Source organism: Mycobacterium sp. 23 (genome assembly GCF_048287075.1).
Taxonomy (GTDB): Bacteria; Actinomycetota; Actinomycetes; order Mycobacteriales; family Mycobacteriaceae; genus Mycobacterium; species Mycobacterium gordonae_B.
The window spans coordinates 6,599,896-6,615,039 of record NZ_JBLVUX010000005.1; the positions used below are offsets into that span (position 1 = coordinate 6,599,896).

Below are 15,144 nucleotides of genomic sequence, written 5' to 3' on the forward strand. Positions count from 1 at the left end.
GCGTCGTGCGCAACACCGGACCGGCGGGCAACCATATAGCGCCGCCGGAGCGGGCGGTGGAACCTGCCGACGTACGACGACTTTTCCACGATCAGCACCGAGAGCCCAAGCTCCCGTGCAGCCAGGGCCGCCGCCAGCCCGGTGCCCCGAGCCCGCCACCAGCAGGTCGACGCTCGTGTCGATGACGGGCAGACCCGACGGAATCGTGGTGCTGTGCTGGCTTACGCCTGATAACGGTAGGCCGGTGCGGCACCGTCGCGGAATACTTCTTCCTGGTCAGTGGAACGGCTGAGGGCACAGGTGGTAGGAGAAGCGTTCAATGGTCGGTATGGGGACGCAATCCGAGGCCGGGGAAATTCGGTTCATCGAGGCACAGGCGGCGCCGGCCAGATTCGCCCGCGGCTGGCACTGCCTGGGCTTGGTCAAAGACTTCGGCGACGGTAAACCACACGCGGTCAACGCATTCGGCCAGAAACTGGTCGTCTTCCGCAGCGGGGACGACAAGATCAATGTGCTCGACGGATACTGCCGCCACATGGGCGGTGACCTGACGCAGGGTGAGGTCAAGGGCGACGCGATCGCGTGCCCGTTCCACGACTGGCGCTGGGGCGGCGATGGCCGGTGCACAAAAGTGCCCTATGCCAAGCGCACACCGCGGCTGGCGCGTACCGCGACGTGGACCACGCTGGAACAGGACGGCATGTTGTTCATCTGGAATGACCCCGAACACAACCCGCCGCCGCCGGAGGTCACGATTCCGCGCATCGAGGGCGTCGCCAGCGAGGAGTGGACCGACTGGCACTGGTACACCACGGTTGTCGAGAGCAACTGCCGTGAGATCATCGACAACGTCGTGGACATGGCGCATTTCTTCTACATCCACGGATCGCTGCCCACCTACTTCAAGAACATCTTCGAAGGGCACGTCGCCACCCAGTACATGAACGGCGAGGGCCGGCCGGACATGGGCAGCGAGGGGGCGAAGATGCGCGGCACCACCTCGGTGGCGTCGTACTTCGGCCCGTCGTTCATGATCGACGACCTGACATACCATTACGCGGCCGGCGACCAGCAGACGGTCCTGATCAACTGCCACTATCCAATCGATGCCAATTCCTTTGTGCTGCAGTACGGCATCATCGTCAAGAAATCGAAGAAGCTGCCAGCCGAGGAGGCCGTCAAGGCCGCCACCCGGCTCGGCGACTACGTCAAGCTGGGCTTCGAGCAGGACGTCCAGATCTGGCGGCACAAGGCCCGCATCGACAATCCGTTGCTGGTCGAGGAGGACGGGCCGGTCTACCAACTGCGGCGCTGGTATGAGCAGTTCTACGTCGACGTCGGTGACGTGCAGCCGGACATGGTGGACCGCTTCGAGTTCGAACTGGACACCAGTAGGCCCTATCAGGCGTGGATGAAGCAGATCGAGGCGAACATTGCGGCGAAAGCGGCCTCGGTGTCATGACCGGGCGGGTGCGGGCCGACAATCGTCTTGCGGACATGCCGATGTCTCCGGTGGATTGTCGTCGGTGTGGTGCGCAGGTGTCGGTCCGCAAGAGCAGCTGGAACCAGACCAGCGTGCAGTGGAACGCCAGGGCCAGCGCGTCGTGTCTGGAACGCGCGCGGGCTCTTGCCGATCAGCACCGCGGATTGTTCCTGGCGTGTTCGGCGCTGCGTGATTCCATCGAGGCCGCCGTTGCGGCCGGGACAGTGGCCGTCTTCGACACCGGTTAGGGTTGCTGGCGATGCGAATCGCGGTGACCGGCGGCACCGGTTATGTCGGTGCCCATATCGTGCACGCGTTGCTGGCCGCCGGTCACAGCGTGCAGCTGCTGGCCGAGCCCGGCTGGTCCAATGATCTGCTGCTGCACCGGCTGCAGTCGGTCGGGGAGGTGTCGGTGGTGCGCGGGGACCTGCGTGCGCCGGAGGTTCCCGACGGGCTGTTGGACGGGTGCGACGCGGTCATCCACGGCGCCGGGGTGGTGGGGACCGACGACCGCCACGAGCAGTTGATGTGGGATATCAACGCCTATGCCGGCGAACGGATCATGCTGCGCGCTGTCACGCTGGGGCTGGACCCGGTGGTGTTGCTGTCCAGCTACAGTGCGCTGTTTCCCCCGCCGGGGCCGGTGATCGGTCCCGATTCCCTCACCGCACAGGGCAAATCCGCCTACGCTCGTACCAAGTCCTACGCCGACCGGGTGGCGCGGCGGCTGCAGCGCGATGGCGCTCCGGTCGTGGTTACCTATCCGTCCAGTGTCGTCGGGCCGGCGATGTACACCGCGCCGGGCATCACCGAGCGGGGCTGGGGCACTATCGTCCGGTTCGGGGTAGCGCCCAAGGTTGCGCATGCGGGAATGATGATGATCGATGTCCGCGACGTCGCCGATGTGCACGAGCGGCTGATGCGGCCGGGGCGGGGTCCGAAGCGCTACCTGTGTGGTGGCCAGTTGCTGACGTTCGACGACATGATCGCGGCGATCGAGCGCGGCAGTGGACGGCGTGTCCGGCGGATTCCGCTGAGTCCGAGTGTGTTTCGCCTGGTCGGCAGGGTGTCCGATCTCGCCGCATCAGTGCTGCCGCTGGGCAGCGGCTTCAGTTACGAAGCGGCGCAACTGATCACCGCCGCGATACCGACCGACGATTCCGAGACGCTGCGGGATCTCGGGCTCACCTGGCGGTCGGCTCGGGACGCGATCGTGGCGACGTTTGCCCAGCCACTAGTCTGACCGCATGAGCGGTCGAGTTGCGGTGGTGACGGGAGCAAGCCGCGGTGCCGGCCGTGGCATCGCCGCCGCATTGGCCGCCAAGGGTTGGCGGGTGTACGCGACGGCTCGCAGTATCTCCGAGGCGCCGCCCGGTGGCGTCGCGGTTCGGGTGGACCACGCCGACGACGACGCCGTGGCGGAGCTTTTCGAGCAGGTGGGCTCCGACGAGGGCCGGTTGGATCTGCTGGTCAACAACGCCGCCGTCGTATCCGATGAACTGGTCAACCCAAAGCCATTCTGGGAGAAGCCGCTTGCGCTGGCGAACGTGCTGAATGTGGGGTTGCGCTCGTCTTACGTCGCATCGTGGTACGCGGCTCCATTGCTGGTGGCCGGCGCGCGGGGCTTGATCGCCTTCACTTCCTCTCCGGGATCTGTGTGCTACATGCACGGTGCGGCCTACGGGGCGCAGAAGGCCGGGGTCGACAAGATGGCCGCCGACATGGCCGTGGACTTCCGGGGCACCGGAGTTGCGACGGCGTCAATCTGGATGGGCATCCTGCTGACCGAGAAGCTGCGCCGTGCCTTCGCCGGTAATCCCGAGGCATTGGCCAAAACCGCCGAACATGCCGAAACACCGGAATTCACCGGCATTTTGATTGACGCGCTGTACCACGATCCGTCGTTGCCCGAACTGAGCGGCCAGACGTTCATCGGTGCCGAACTGGCCGGGCGCTACGGGATCACCGACGAGGGTGGGCGTCGGCCGCCGTCGCATCGCCACCTCGGCGTTCCGCGTGAGCCGAGCACGGTCGTGGTCAGGTAGTCAGACATCACACTCGTCACTCAGGCACCGGGAACGTGAGGCATGATGCCGGTTAAAAAGTGATAGCGCATGCGATATCACGTCCCTAGCCGGTGATCAGACCCCACAACCCGCCCGCGCTGGCATACAGGGCCGAGTCCGTCACCTTTTCGTCCCAGTACCGTACGGACCCGAACTCCGATCGCCAGGCCAGCGCGGCACGGGTGAACTCGTGCAGCCGATGCTCACGGGTGGTACCGATCGCGCCGTGCACCTGATGGGCATTCCGCACCACCACCGACGTCGCGTGTCCGGCGCAGGAACGGGCAACGGCAACAAGGAATTCCAGGTTTTCGGCTGACCACTCGCTGGTGACGCCGAGGGTGAGCGCCGCTTCGGTGGCCGCCCGTGCGAGGGCAGCCTCGGCGGCGACATCGGAGATCAAGTTCTGCACCGCCTGGAATTTCGCCAGTGGGCGGCCGAACTGGATGCGGGAGCTCACGTGCTCGATGCACAGCTGCAGAATCCGGTCTAGCGCGGCGCACACCTGGATCGAGCGCACCAACCCTGACTTCAGCCTCAGCTGGTTGATCAGGGCCAAGGTGACCGGTGTCCCTTGCAGGGTGGCGAGGTCGGCGCTGACCGCGTCGCGCGGCTCGTCGATCATGTTGGCACCCGGGGTAATTGTGACGTCTCCGGCCGCGACATCGGCGACACGGAATCCGCCCTCGGCCCGCCAGACCAGTACGATGCGCTCGGCCGCTGAAGCCCAGGGCACGTCGGTCGCGTGTCCCTGCTTGTCTAGCATGCACACCGTACGCACCGCATCGTCGGCCGGCTGCCCGGCAGCTTCCAGCAGCCAACAGGCCAATAAATCGTTCTCGGCCAACGGGATTCGTACCCCGTGCCGAGCCGCGGCGGCGAGCAGCTCCGCGGCCTCGAACCAGCCGGCGCCGCTGCCGCCCTGTTCTTCTGCACCAGTGAGCCGCACCAACCCGAGCTCACCGAGCTGCTGCCAAAGATCGGCCCCAGGGGATTGCTTCTCGCGGTGCTCCGCGAAGACGGCGTCCATCATCTCGACGAGGTCGGCGTCCACGGCCGGTCCGGAGTTCATCGCATGCCCAATCCACGCGCCATGACCCCGCGCAGTACCTCGTTGGTGCCGCCGCGCAGGGTGAAGCCCGGCCGCTGATCGAGGGCGGTGCGAACCAGCTCGGCAAAGATCGAGTCGGGGGAGTCCTGCATGTCCGCGAACTCGGCGATGTCGCCCTCGGTGGTGGTGCCCAGAACCTTGACCACCGCGGCGGGGACATCCGCGGCTTCGTGCCGTTCCAGTGCCCCGGCCACCGCGGTGGACATGTGATGCAGGCCGGCGACGCGAGCCACCAGCCGGCCCAGGTTCGGGTCGCGAGGGATGGCGTTGGCTGCCATCCGGTCGGCGCACGCAGTCAGCAGGACGAAGGTGGACAGGAACCGCTCGGGGCCGCTGCGTTCAAACGCGAGTTCCGACGTCACCTGTCGCCAGCCGTCTCCGATCTCACCGAACACCATGTCGTCAGGCACGAACGCCCCGTCGAAGATGACCTCGTTGAAGTGATGTGCGCCGTTCATCGAGATGATCGGCCGGATCTCGATGCCGGGCCCGTGCAGGTCGACAAGGAACTGGCTCAGGCCGGCGTGCCGGTGCTGCGTGTCCACCGGCGCCGTGCGGGCCAGCGCGATGAAGGCGTGCGCGAGATGGGCGCCGGAGGTCCAGACCTTTGTGCCGGACAGTGACCAGCCGCCGTCGACACGCTCGGCCCGGGTGCGCACGCTGGCCAGGTCGGAGCCGGAGTCCGGTTCGCTCATGCCGATCGCGAAGAAGCATTCGCCACGGACGATTCGCGGGAGAAAGTGTTGCTTCTGAGTCTCGGTGCCGTACTTGAGCAGCGACGGCACGATCTGGCGGTCGGCGATCCAGTGTGCGGCCACCGGCGCGCCGGCGGCCAGCAACTCCTCGGTGACGACGAAGCGCTCCAGGAAGGACCGGCCGTGCCCGCCGTACTCGACCGGGACTGTCATGCCCAGCCAACCCTGCGCCGCCAGCGCCGCGGTGAATTTCTCGTCCCACCGCGACAGCCAGGCGTCGACGGACGGAGTGAAGGCGCCGGCGGCGAGGCGTTCGGCGACAAACGTGCGCACCTCATCGCGGAGTGCGCCGGTCGCCTCGTCTTCGATTCCGGCGGGCGGGACCAGTCGGGGAGCGGCCATCAGGTCGTCCGCCACTTTGCGATGCGCTGTTCGTGCTCCGGGTCCCGGTGGGCCAGCGGCTGCATGGCCGCGGCCATCCCCAAGGTCGACTCCAGCGAGCCGGTGCGCGATTCCTGCAGTAACCGCTTGGCCATCCGCAAGGCGTGTGAAGGGTTCTTGGCGATGCGTTCGGCGAGTTCCTGTGCGGCGGCGAGAAGCTCGTCGTGCGGCACCACGCGGCTGACCAGACCCCACTCGAGAGCCGTTGTGGCGTCGACCCGGTCGCCGGTGAGGGTCATCTCGGCGGCGCGCTGGTAGCCGACGATCCGCTGTAGAAACCAGGTGCCGCCGTCGCCGGGGATCAGCCCGAGTTGCACGAAGCTTTCGGCGAAAGATGCACGCTCCGAGGCGATTCGGATGTCACACATCATCGCCAGGTCACATCCGGCGCCGATGGCGGCGCCATTGACGGCAGCGATCAACGGGACTTCGAGTCGTGACAGTGCGCGCGGGATCCGTTGGATTCCGTCGATGTAGGCGTAGCGCTGGTCGAGAGCGCTCAGGCCGAACATGCCGGACTGATCGGCCATCTCTTTGACGTTGCCGCCGGCCGAGAAGATCTTGCCCTCGCCGGTCAGGATGACGGCGCGGATTGCGGTGTCAGCGTTGGCGTGGTCGACCGCGTCTTCGAACGCCGCGATGACGTCCTTGCCGGTGATCGCGTTTCCGACGCTCGGCAGGTTGATCGTCCATGTCTGGATCGGTCCGGCACCGCTGATTTCCAGAGGATTGCTCATGCAGGCCACTGTAGGGAGTCCGCGCCGGCAGGTATTCGCGCGGGTGAAGAGCGTGCCCATGGGTGGCGGCGTCAATCGGGTTCGTCGTCATCGGGGGCGAAGAGTTTTTCCGGGTGGTGGAAGGTGTTAATTCGCGGTTGGCCGTGGTCTAGGTGGGTCGGCGGTAGCCATTCGGTGTCGCTTTTGGCGTTTTTGCGGGTGGTCCAGCCTTTTTCGGCGAGGCGGTTATCCGGACCGCAGGCCAGGGTGAGGTCGTGGATGTCGGTGTAGTGGGTGTTCGTCCAGCCGCTGGCATGGTGCACCTGGGTGTGGTAGCCGGGGACGTCGCAGCCCGGGCGGGTGCAGCCGCCGTCTTTGGCCAGCAGCATCAGTCGCTGGGCCAGGTTGGCGAAGCGCTTGGCGTGGAACAGGGCCAGGGGTTTGGCGCCGTCGAACACCGCCAGATAGTGATGCGAGGTCGCGGCCCAGTTGATCAGGGTGGGCAGCGGGATGCGGGTGCCGCCGCCGGTGCGGGCGCGTCCCGCCCCGGCTTCGAGATCTTTGAGGGTGGTGGTGACGATGATGCTGACGGGTAGGCCGTTGTGCGTGCCCAGCTCGCCGGAGGCGAACAGTTCGCGGATCGCGGTGACCATGGCGTCGTGGTTGCGTTGGGGTTGGCTGCGGCTGTCGCGGCGGGCCGCGTGCTCATCGGGTGCGCCGTCAAGGACCGGCTTCTCGTCCTCAGGATTAGCGGCGCCGGGCGCGGCGAGTTTGGCCCACAGCGCTTCGATCAACGCCCGCAACTCCGGGGTGATCAGGCCGCTGATCCGTGACATCCCGTCGTATTGCTGGGGACCCAGGGTCAGGCCGCGTTTGCGGGCGCGTTCTTCTTCGGTGTAGTCGCCGTCGGGGTGCAGCAATTGCATCAGCTCGTGGGCGTATTTGGCGACTTGGTCGGGGCGGAAGTCACACGCTTTGCCGGCGAGGTCTTTCTCGGCGGCCTCCCAGGTGCCCACGTCGATGCTGCTGGGCAGGTGGGCGATGAAGTCGCGGATCACTTTGATGTGCGCGTCGCCGATCAGGCCCTGGCGTTGAGCCTGCGCGGTGGAACTCAACGTCGGTGGCAGCGGCTCTCCCGTCAACGCGCGGCGCGGGCCGAGGTCGTCGGCTTCGGCGATGCGCCGGTTGGCGTCGGCTTTGGTGATCCGTAGCCGCTCGGCCAAGGCGGCGGGCAGTTTGGCGCCGAGTTCTTCCTCGGTGGCTTGGGTTTTGAGGTGGTTGATCAACGTGTGCTGGGGGGTGCGCATCCGGCGGTGCACCTTTTCCAGGCGCTCCATACCGCGCAGGAACTCCGGGGTGGTTAACGCGTCGAACGTCAAGTCACACAGGCGATCAACGGCGGCGTCGAGTGCGTTGAAGACCTCCACGATCTCCTCACGAGAACTCGATGCCATACCCGCAATTTTACGAAAGGGCACTGACAACTTCGGGTTGCCGTGAGATGCCAAACCGTCTCAGCAGGGCGGCATTTCGCTCACGGCAGAACTGCCACTCGTACCGGTGTGTAGGCGGGATTCTATGCACGCTCGCGCCCGAAACGTGTTGATATCACTGGCGATATCACATTCCGCGGATTGGTGCCACCCAGCTCACGTTGCGCGGACGCCCAAACCCGCTCAGCAGCTGCCTATCTCACGTTGCGCGACCGCTCAAACCGCGGCCGCGCGGATCATCCCGCCGAACCGACCATCGCCGCCAGTTGTGCGCACGCCCGCTCCCGCGCTTCGCGCGCAAGATCCAGAGTCGGAATGGACATGAAGCCGTGTATCGCGCCCTCAAGGTAAATCTGCGTCACCGAGACTCCGGCCGATTCGAGCCCCGCAGCGTAGGCAAGTGCCTCATCACGCAGCGGATCATGACCGGCGATCACCAGCACGGCAGGCGGCAGTCCGCGCAGATCACCGTGGACCGGTGCGACGTAAGGGTGCGCCCGATCGGCGACGCGCGGCACGTACTGGTCCCAGTACCACTGCATGGCCGGCTTCGGGTTGTAAAAGCCACGGCCGAACAGGCGGTAGGACTCGGTGTCGAAGTCAGCCGCGAGCGCCGGATAAATCAGCATTTGTGCCGTCAGCTCAGGGCCATCGCGATCACGCGACATCAAAGCGGTCACCGCGGCCAGGTTCCCGCCCGCGCTGTCACCTCCGACCACCAGCCGACCGGGGTCTCCGCCAAAGATCCCGTTGGCCGCCATACTGGTAATCGCATACACATCCTCGGCCGCCGCCGGCCACGGATGCTCCGGCGCCAGCCGATATCCCACCGAAACCACTACGGCTGGAACCAGATTCGCGATACTGCGGCACAGTCCGTCGTGACTGTCCAGGTCACAGAACACGAACCCGCCGCCGTGCGCATAGATCAGGACGGGCAGCTCGTCACCGACAGGTCGGTAGATCCGCACCGCAATATCCCCGCCGGGTCCGGGAACCACGTCGTCGAAAATTTCAGCGACCGGCTCCGGATCATCCGGCAGCACCAGTCGTGAACGGATGACGGCCCGCGCCTGCGCACCCGTCATCGTGTGCACCGGAGGGAAGCCGGCGTCCAGTGTGTCTAGCAGCGCCGCGACCTGAGGGTCGAGTTTCACGCGTACTGCAGTGCGGGGCGCAGCGGACGCAACGGCTGCAGAGTCGGCGCCACTGAGTCGCCCTCGAGGTTGCGCCAGATGCCCATCGCGGTCATGCGTACCGGCGCCGTGAGGCGTTGGTCGAATCGCATGCGGTTCATCGGGCCGCATACCGAGACCGCGGCGACAGCTTCGCCAGTAACGCCGATAGGTGCTGCGACACAACCGAACCCGAGCAGCGACTCCTCTCGCTCGAACGCGACACCGTGCGCGCGCACCTTCGCCAGTTCGGCCGCCAACTGCGAACTATGGGAGATCGAGTACCTGGTCCTGCGGACACCCAGATCGACCTGGGAAGCGTCGTCGCGGTACGCGAGCACGGCCTTTCCTACCGCGGTGCAGTGCGCGGGTTGACGGCCGCCGACCCGGGTCGGAAGCCCGTTGCAGACCCTGTCGCCGATCTTGTCCAGGTAGACCACGTCTGAGCCGTCGAGCACCGCAAGGTGCACGACAAGTCCGGTGGCACGGTGCAATTCACCTAGTAGCGGCTTGGCCGCACGCACCAGGCGGTCCTGATGGACGGCTAGTGATCCCAGCTCGACCAGGCGCATGCCCAGCTCGTAGTCGCGTCCGCTGCGCCGCAGCCAACGCAATTGCACCAACCGCTCGAGCATCCGGTGTGCCGAAGACCGGGGCAGGCCGGTCCGCCGCACGATCTGCGCGAGCGTGAGCCGCCCCGGCCCCTCGAATGCGTCGAGGACAAGAGAAATGCGGTCGATGACGGCGCTGGGGGTGGTGGTGTCGACGCTGGCTGTCATGGATCCTCCGGTGCGCTCTGTCATAGTCCTAATAGGAATATGCCTACTTGTATCACACCACTGTGGCCCCTGTCACTCACCCGCGCCTAGATCAGTGCGCGCAACGGACCCATCGGAGGCTCGACGCCGAATGAGCTCAGCGCGGCGGCATGGTAGGTGGAGCCCGGCACATGGATCGCGTGCATCTGACCGACATGCACGTCGCGCCAGTAACGCTGCAGCGGCTTGTCCATCCGCGAGGCGTTCCCGCCGGACCGGGCGAAGATCTCGTCAACGGCCGACACCGCGCGCCACACCGCGCGCACCTGGGTGCGGCGTCCGGCCGCGCGGTCGGCGAACGACACATCTTTCCCGGCGGCGACCATGTCGTAGATCCGGTCGGCATTGGCGAGAAGCTCCTGGCGGGCGGCATTGATGTCGGCGGCGGCTTCCCCGATCGCGTACATGACGTAGGGGTCGTCCTTGATCGCGGTCCCGGTGGCCCCGACCCGCTCGCGTTGGTAGTCCAGGTGTGCGGCCAGTGCGCCCTCGGCAATGCCGATGGTCGCCGCCGAGATGCCCAGCGGGAACATCGTCGACCACGGCATCAGGTACAGCGGCTCGGTCATACCGGCCTCGCGCTGGGCGGAGCCGTCCATGACCTTCGTCGCGTTCATGGTCCGGTAGGCCGGCACGAACGCGTCTTTGACGATGACGTCCTTCGAGCCGGTGCCGCGCAGGCCCACCACGTTCCAGGAGTCGTCGACGATCTCATAGTCCTTGCGCGGCAGGATCATGTGCAGCATCTGGGGCGGCATCAGCGGCACGCCCTGCGGGTCAGCGAGCATCGCGCCGAGGATGATCCAGTCGCAGTGGTCGGTGCCCGAGCTGAACTGCCAGCGGCCGTTGAAGACGTACCCACCGTCCACCGGCCGGGCCACACCCTGCGGCGCATAGGGCGAGGCCATCCAGGTGTCGACGTCGTCGGCCCAGATCTCGGCGGCGACCTTCGGGTCCGCATACGCGAGCTGGTACGGGTGCACGCCCACCACGCCGACGATCCAGCCGGCGGCCGGGTCCAGCGCCGCCGTCGCCATCGTCGTCTCGGCGAACTCCCGGGGGTGTACCTCAAACCCCTGGTACTGCTTGGTCTGCAGCAACCGGATCAACCCGGCCGCCTTCATCATCTTGACCGTGTCGTCGGTGAGGCGGCCGATGCGCTCCGCCTCCGGTGCCTGCTCGCGCAGTTGGTCCGCCATCTCCACGACCCGGTCGAGTACCCGCTCGCTCATGCTGTCGTCCTAACGTTCTGTGGGGCTGTCTTCTGGTCTACCGCAGTCGCTGCCCAAAATCGCCCCCACGGCCCGATGACCGGGATTCTGGTATCGACTGATGGCCGACACGCCTTAACGTTGGTCCTTGTGAGTGGTGAGCACGCGACAGACGTCGTGGTGGTGGGTGCCGGATTCGCCGGTCTGTACGCACTGCACAAGTTTCGCACCCAGGGGCTGCGGGTCCGGGTGATCGAGGCCGCCCCGGAGCTTGGCGGCACCTGGTACTACAACCGTTACCCCGGCGCCCGCTGCGACGTCGAGAGCGTCGACTACTGCTACTCGTTCTCCGAGGAGCTGCAGCAGGAGTGGCACTGGACCGAGAAGTACGCGACCCAGTCCGAGATTCTGCGCTACCTGAATTGGGTTGCCGACAAACTCGACCTGCGCCGCGACATCGAGTTCCAGACCCGAGTCATCTCGGCCAACTTCGACGAGGACGCGCTGAACTGGACCATCAGAACCGACAGCGGACAACAGCTCACGACGCGGTTCGTGGTGATGGCGACCGGTCCGCTGTCGGATGCCATGACGCCGCAGTTCCCCGGACTCGACACGTTCGCGGGCGAGATCTACCACACCGCGCACTGGCCGCACGACCCCGTCGACTTCACCGGCAAGCGGGTCGCCGTCATCGGCACCGGATCCTCAGGCATTCAGTCGATTCCGATCATCGCCCAGCAGGCCGCGCACCTGACCGTTTTCCAGCGCACCCCGAATTTCAGCGTCCCGGCCGGCAACCGGCCGCTGTCCGCGCAGGAACTCGACGAGATCAAGCGCGGCTACCCGGAGCGCCGCCGCCTGTCGTGGCGCAGCGGTGGGGGATCACCGCACATCACACCGGCCAAGCCGGCGATGGAGCACAGCGCTGAAGAGCGGCGTGCCGCGTTCGAAAAGCGTTGGCAACTGGGCGGAGTGCTGTACTCCAAGACGTTTCCCGATCAGACCATCGACCCTGCTGCCAACGAAGCGGCCCGCGAGTTCTATGAGGAGAAGGTCCGCGCGGTCATCAGCGACCCGGCGGTTGCCGACCTGCTGATCCCGACCGACCACCCGATCGGGACCAAGCGAATATGCACCGACAGCAACTACTTTCAGACCTTCAACCAATCCAACGTGACACTGGTCAGCGTGCGTGCCACCCCGATCGAATCGGTGGACCGTAGCGGAATCAACACCACTGAACAGCACTACGACCTCGACATGATCGTTTTCGCAACTGGTTTCGACGCACTGACCGGAGCGCTGGCCAAGATCGACATCGTCGGACGGGACGGCGCCAGACTGCGCGACCGGTGGGCGCACGGGCCGCGCAGCTACCTCGGCCTGGGCATCGACGGCTTTCCCAATCTGTTCGTGATATCCGGGCCCGGAGCGCCGGCGGTCCTGGCCAACATGGTGTTGCACGCCGAAGCGCAGGTGAACTGGATCGCCGACGCCATCGAATATCTGGACAGCCGCGGCTATTCCGCAATCGAAGCCGGCGCCGAAGCGGTGGACAACTGGGGCGCCGAATGCGCGCGACTGGCCGATGCGACGCTGTTCACCAAAGCGGACTCGTGGTACATGGGGGCGAACGTGCCTGGGAAGCCAAGGGGTTTCATGTTGTTCATCGGCGGCTTCGCCACCTACAACCAGATTTGCGCGGAGGTCGCCGACGCCGGCTACAAAGGGTTCGAGCTCGTCAAGAAACTTGGTAGGACATGACCGATGCGGCGCGGTACGGGCCGTGGGCGGTGATCGCGGGCGGCTCCGAGGGCGTCGGCGCGGAACTCGCCGCGCAGCTGGCGCATGACGGGTTCGACCTGGTGCTGATCGCGCGCAAACCTGGACCGCTCGAAGAGACCGCGCGCCGCTGCCGTGACCTCGGAGTTCAGGTGCGCACCCTCGCCGTGGATCTGCTTGAGCCCGAATCGGTCTCACGTATCGCCACCGACACCGCCGACCTCGAGGTGGGGCTGCTGATCTACAACGCCGGCGCCAACACCTGCCGGGAACAGTTCCTGGACGCTGACCTCACGGCGATCCAACAGGTGATCGACCTCAACGTGACCCGAATGCTGGAGCTGGTCCAGCATTTCGGACGCCCCATGCGGGATCGGCGCCGCGGTGGCGTCATCCTGGTCGGCTCGCTGGCAAGCACGTACGGGTCGATGCAGCAGTCGGCCTACGCCGGCGTCAAAGCCTTCGGGCGACTATTCGCCGAAAGCCTCTGGCTCGAACTCCGGGAGTACGGCGTCGACGTGCTGGAGTTGATCCTGGGCGTCACCCGCACGCCGGCGATGGAGCGCGCCGGATTGAACTTCGACGTACCCGGCCTGGCGGTGTCCGAGCCCGCGGACGTGGCCCGTCAGGGACTGGCGAACCTGGCGGACGGCCCGGTGCTCGTCGCCGGTGACAACGCCGCGGCGTTCCGGTGGGGCAATGGACCCGACCGGGCCGCGATAGTCCTTGGCGCGCACCACCGAGTCCAGGCCCTGCTGGGGGAGAAGCAATGACAGATATCGCAGACCTGCTCGGCCGCATCCAGCGACTGGAGGATGAACGCGACATCGCCCGGTTGATCGCCTCCTACGGCCCGGCGGTGGATGCCGGCGACGCCGACGCGGCGGCGCGTCTGTGGGCGGAGGACGGCGTCTATGACATCGACCTGATGCGCATGGAGAGCCGCGACGAGGTGCGCGCGATGGTCGACTCCAAGGCGCATCAGAAGATGGTGGCGCACGGGTGCAGCCACTTCCTGGGCCCGGCTGTGGTGACGGTGGACGGCGACACCGCAGTGGCGGTGTGCGAGTCGCTGGTGCTGGTGCGAGACGGCGACGGATACCGCGTATGGCGGGCTACCGCAAACCATTTCGCGTTGCGGCGGATCGACGGGCAGTGGCGGATCAGCGTCCGCACCAGCCGCGTGCTGGACGGCAACCCCGAGGCACACGCCTTGCTGGTCCGGAACCTCTAGAGGCGCGAAAGAAACGCCAGGACGGTGCTCTCGAACGCCGCCTTCGCCTCGATCATCGCCCAGTGCCCGCAGTTGGGAAACACATGCAGCTCCGCGTTGGGGATGGTGCGCATCGGGATGATCGCCATGTCCAGGGGGCTCACCCGGTCGTCACGCCCCCACGTCAGCAGCGTGGGGGCGGTCACCTTGTGCATGACCGCCCATGGCATCGGCCGGTCGGTCGCGCCCATCGCCGCCATCATCGCCGCGTATGCGGCCTTGCCGTACATGCGACGGGCGGAGGCCAGCGTGTCGGGGTTGGTGGCCAGCTGCCAGCGCTCCTCGATCAGTTCCTGGGTGACCAGCGACTGGTCGTAGACCATCGACTTGAGCCAGTCGACCAGCCGTTGCCGGGTGGGGTCCTCGGTGAACTCCTGCAGCAGCCGGATGCCCTCGCTCGGACCGGGGCTGAAGGTGTTGGTGCCGATGCCGCCGATCGTGACCAACCGGTCGACGCGGTCGGGGTAACGGATGGCGAAGTTGATGCCGACGCCGCCGCCCATCGAGTTGCCGACGATGTGCACGCGGTCCACCCCGAGTGCGTCCAGGAACGGCGCCACCACCCCCTGCGCGGTGATCATCGGGTGACCGCCGAAGTCGTCGGTGACGCCAAAACCGGGGAACTCCAGGATCAGGCACCGAAAGTGCCTGGCGAACGTCGGCAGCACCCCACGAAAGTTGCGCCAGCCACTGACACCCGGACCGGATCCGTGCAGAAACAACGCCACCGGTCCGGTGCCGCCGGAATCGTAGTAACGCAAAGTGCCTACCGGAGTGTCGATTTCACGCAGGTCGTGCTCGGCTGATTCACCACTGTGGGACACGGCGTTCACTGTGCCACGTCCACACCGTGCGCGGCAGAGGGTCTGACGCCGCA

At 66.3% G+C, this 15,144-nt stretch carries 15 protein-coding genes and 1 pseudogene; 7 read left to right on the forward strand and 9 right to left on the reverse strand.

The genetic code is table 11. The annotated features are described in order from the left end of the window. Window positions 1-7: 7 nt before the first annotated feature. Window positions 8-204: pseudogene (locus tag ACNQS7_RS31210) on the reverse strand (FAD-binding protein); the annotation flags it as partial. Between the two features lie 124 nt (window positions 205-328). On the opposite strand from ACNQS7_RS31210, the gene ACNQS7_RS31215 reads away from it, so the two are divergent. From ACNQS7_RS31215 to ACNQS7_RS31230, 4 genes are read left to right on the forward strand one after another with little or no spacing between them, the layout of a single operon-like run. Next, complete coding sequence (locus ACNQS7_RS31215; protein ID WP_418015595.1) at window positions 329-1,462, forward strand: Rieske 2Fe-2S domain-containing protein; 1,134 nt, start codon at window positions 329-331, stop codon at window positions 1,460-1,462. Continuing rightward, window positions 1,459-1,731 carry a ferredoxin gene (locus ACNQS7_RS31220; protein ID WP_418015596.1) on the forward strand — a complete coding sequence of 91 codons (273 nt, stop codon included), beginning with the start codon at window positions 1,459-1,461 and terminating at the stop codon, window positions 1,729-1,731. The genes ACNQS7_RS31215 and ACNQS7_RS31220 overlap by 4 nt, the downstream gene beginning before the upstream one ends. Window positions 1,732-1,742: 11 nt before the next feature. Beyond that, complete coding sequence (locus ACNQS7_RS31225; protein WP_418015597.1) at window positions 1,743-2,726, forward strand: NAD-dependent epimerase/dehydratase family protein; 984 nt, start codon at window positions 1,743-1,745, stop codon at window positions 2,724-2,726. 4 nt (window positions 2,727-2,730) lie between these two features. Beyond that, window positions 2,731-3,528 (forward strand): SDR family NAD(P)-dependent oxidoreductase, encoded by a 798-nt coding sequence (locus ACNQS7_RS31230; protein ID WP_418015598.1) that lies wholly within the window; start codon window positions 2,731-2,733, stop codon window positions 3,526-3,528. Between the two features lie 85 nt (window positions 3,529-3,613). Here ACNQS7_RS31230 and ACNQS7_RS31235 read toward each other — a convergent pair whose 3' ends face one another. From ACNQS7_RS31235 to ACNQS7_RS31265, 7 genes are all read right to left on the reverse strand, one after another. Beyond that, window positions 3,614-4,621, reverse strand: coding sequence for an acyl-CoA dehydrogenase family protein (locus ACNQS7_RS31235; protein WP_418015599.1), 1,008 nt, complete (start codon window positions 4,619-4,621; stop codon window positions 3,614-3,616). Next, window positions 4,618-5,757 (reverse strand): acyl-CoA dehydrogenase family protein, encoded by a 1,140-nt coding sequence (locus tag ACNQS7_RS31240; protein WP_418015600.1) that lies wholly within the window; start codon window positions 5,755-5,757, stop codon window positions 4,618-4,620. The genes ACNQS7_RS31235 and ACNQS7_RS31240 overlap by 4 nt, the downstream gene beginning before the upstream one ends. Then, complete coding sequence (locus ACNQS7_RS31245) at window positions 5,757-6,533, reverse strand: crotonase/enoyl-CoA hydratase family protein (protein WP_418015601.1); 777 nt, start codon at window positions 6,531-6,533, stop codon at window positions 5,757-5,759. The genes ACNQS7_RS31240 and ACNQS7_RS31245 overlap by 1 nt, the downstream gene beginning before the upstream one ends. Before the next feature lie 71 nt (window positions 6,534-6,604). Then, window positions 6,605-7,966, reverse strand: a complete 1,362-nt coding sequence (locus ACNQS7_RS31250; RefSeq protein ID WP_418015602.1) for an HNH endonuclease signature motif containing protein — start codon at window positions 7,964-7,966, stop codon at window positions 6,605-6,607. Window positions 7,967-8,241: 275 nt separating this feature from the next. Further along, complete coding sequence (locus ACNQS7_RS31255; RefSeq protein ID WP_418015603.1) at window positions 8,242-9,162, reverse strand: alpha/beta hydrolase; 921 nt, start codon at window positions 9,160-9,162, stop codon at window positions 8,242-8,244. Beyond that, window positions 9,159-9,959 carry an IclR family transcriptional regulator gene (locus tag ACNQS7_RS31260; protein WP_055581025.1) on the reverse strand — a complete coding sequence of 267 codons (801 nt, stop codon included), beginning with the start codon at window positions 9,957-9,959 and terminating at the stop codon, window positions 9,159-9,161. Before ACNQS7_RS31260 ends, ACNQS7_RS31255 begins: the two co-directional genes overlap by 4 nt. 86 nt (window positions 9,960-10,045) lie before the next feature. Continuing rightward, complete coding sequence (locus ACNQS7_RS31265; protein ID WP_418015604.1) at window positions 10,046-11,230, reverse strand: acyl-CoA dehydrogenase family protein; 1,185 nt, start codon at window positions 11,228-11,230, stop codon at window positions 10,046-10,048. A gap of 75 nt (window positions 11,231-11,305) precedes the next feature. Between ACNQS7_RS31265 and ACNQS7_RS31270 the strand changes: the two genes are divergently transcribed. From ACNQS7_RS31270 to ACNQS7_RS31280, 3 genes are read left to right on the forward strand one after another with little or no spacing between them, the layout of a single operon-like run. After that, window positions 11,306-12,976: a flavin-containing monooxygenase gene (locus ACNQS7_RS31270; RefSeq protein WP_418015605.1), complete on the forward strand. Its 1,671-nt coding sequence runs from the start codon at window positions 11,306-11,308 to the stop codon at window positions 12,974-12,976. Then, the gene (locus ACNQS7_RS31275) at window positions 12,973-13,767 is read left to right on the forward strand and encodes an SDR family NAD(P)-dependent oxidoreductase (protein WP_418015606.1); all 795 of its coding nucleotides are present in this window, start codon (window positions 12,973-12,975) and stop codon (window positions 13,765-13,767) included. The genes ACNQS7_RS31270 and ACNQS7_RS31275 overlap by 4 nt, the downstream gene beginning before the upstream one ends. After that, window positions 13,764-14,228 carry a nuclear transport factor 2 family protein gene (locus ACNQS7_RS31280; protein WP_418015607.1) on the forward strand — a complete coding sequence of 155 codons (465 nt, stop codon included), beginning with the start codon at window positions 13,764-13,766 and terminating at the stop codon, window positions 14,226-14,228. Before ACNQS7_RS31275 ends, ACNQS7_RS31280 begins: the two co-directional genes overlap by 4 nt. On the opposite strand, the gene ACNQS7_RS31285 is transcribed toward ACNQS7_RS31280, so the two are convergent. Then, the gene (locus ACNQS7_RS31285) at window positions 14,225-15,091 is read right to left on the reverse strand and encodes an alpha/beta fold hydrolase (protein WP_418015608.1); all 867 of its coding nucleotides are present in this window, start codon (window positions 15,089-15,091) and stop codon (window positions 14,225-14,227) included. The genes ACNQS7_RS31280 and ACNQS7_RS31285 overlap by 4 nt on opposite strands. Between the last annotated feature and the right edge of the window lie 53 nt (window positions 15,092-15,144).

Bases quoted from the DNA above. Each gene is read 5' to 3' on its own strand.
- ACNQS7_RS31215 (WP_418015595.1), top strand. From the start codon at position 329: ATGGGGACGCAATCCGAGGCCGGGGAAATTCGGTTCATCGAGGCACAG.
- ACNQS7_RS31220 (WP_418015596.1), top strand. From the start codon at position 1,459: ATGACCGGGCGGGTGCGGGCCGACAATCGTCTTGCGGACATGCCGATG.
- ACNQS7_RS31280 (WP_418015607.1), top strand. From the start codon at position 13,764: ATGACAGATATCGCAGACCTGCTCGGCCGCATCCAGCGACTGGAGGAT.
- ACNQS7_RS31245 (WP_418015601.1), bottom strand. From the start codon at position 6,533: ATGAGCAATCCTCTGGAAATCAGCGGTGCCGGACCGATCCAGACATGG.
- ACNQS7_RS31275 (WP_418015606.1), top strand. From the start codon at position 12,973: ATGACCGATGCGGCGCGGTACGGGCCGTGGGCGGTGATCGCGGGCGGC.
- ACNQS7_RS31250 (WP_418015602.1), bottom strand. From the start codon at position 7,966: ATGGCATCGAGTTCTCGTGAGGAGATCGTGGAGGTCTTCAACGCACTC.
- ACNQS7_RS31240 (WP_418015600.1), bottom strand. From the start codon at position 5,757: ATGGCCGCTCCCCGACTGGTCCCGCCCGCCGGAATCGAAGACGAGGCG.
- ACNQS7_RS31230 (WP_418015598.1), top strand. From the start codon at position 2,731: ATGAGCGGTCGAGTTGCGGTGGTGACGGGAGCAAGCCGCGGTGCCGGC.
- ACNQS7_RS31270 (WP_418015605.1), top strand. From the start codon at position 11,306: ATGACCGGGATTCTGGTATCGACTGATGGCCGACACGCCTTAACGTTG.
- ACNQS7_RS31260 (WP_055581025.1), bottom strand. From the start codon at position 9,959: ATGACAGCCAGCGTCGACACCACCACCCCCAGCGCCGTCATCGACCGC.
- ACNQS7_RS31235 (WP_418015599.1), bottom strand. From the start codon at position 4,621: ATGAACTCCGGACCGGCCGTGGACGCCGACCTCGTCGAGATGATGGAC.
- ACNQS7_RS31225 (WP_418015597.1), top strand. From the start codon at position 1,743: ATGCGAATCGCGGTGACCGGCGGCACCGGTTATGTCGGTGCCCATATC.
- ACNQS7_RS31265 (WP_418015604.1), bottom strand. From the start codon at position 11,230: ATGAGCGAGCGGGTACTCGACCGGGTCGTGGAGATGGCGGACCAACTG.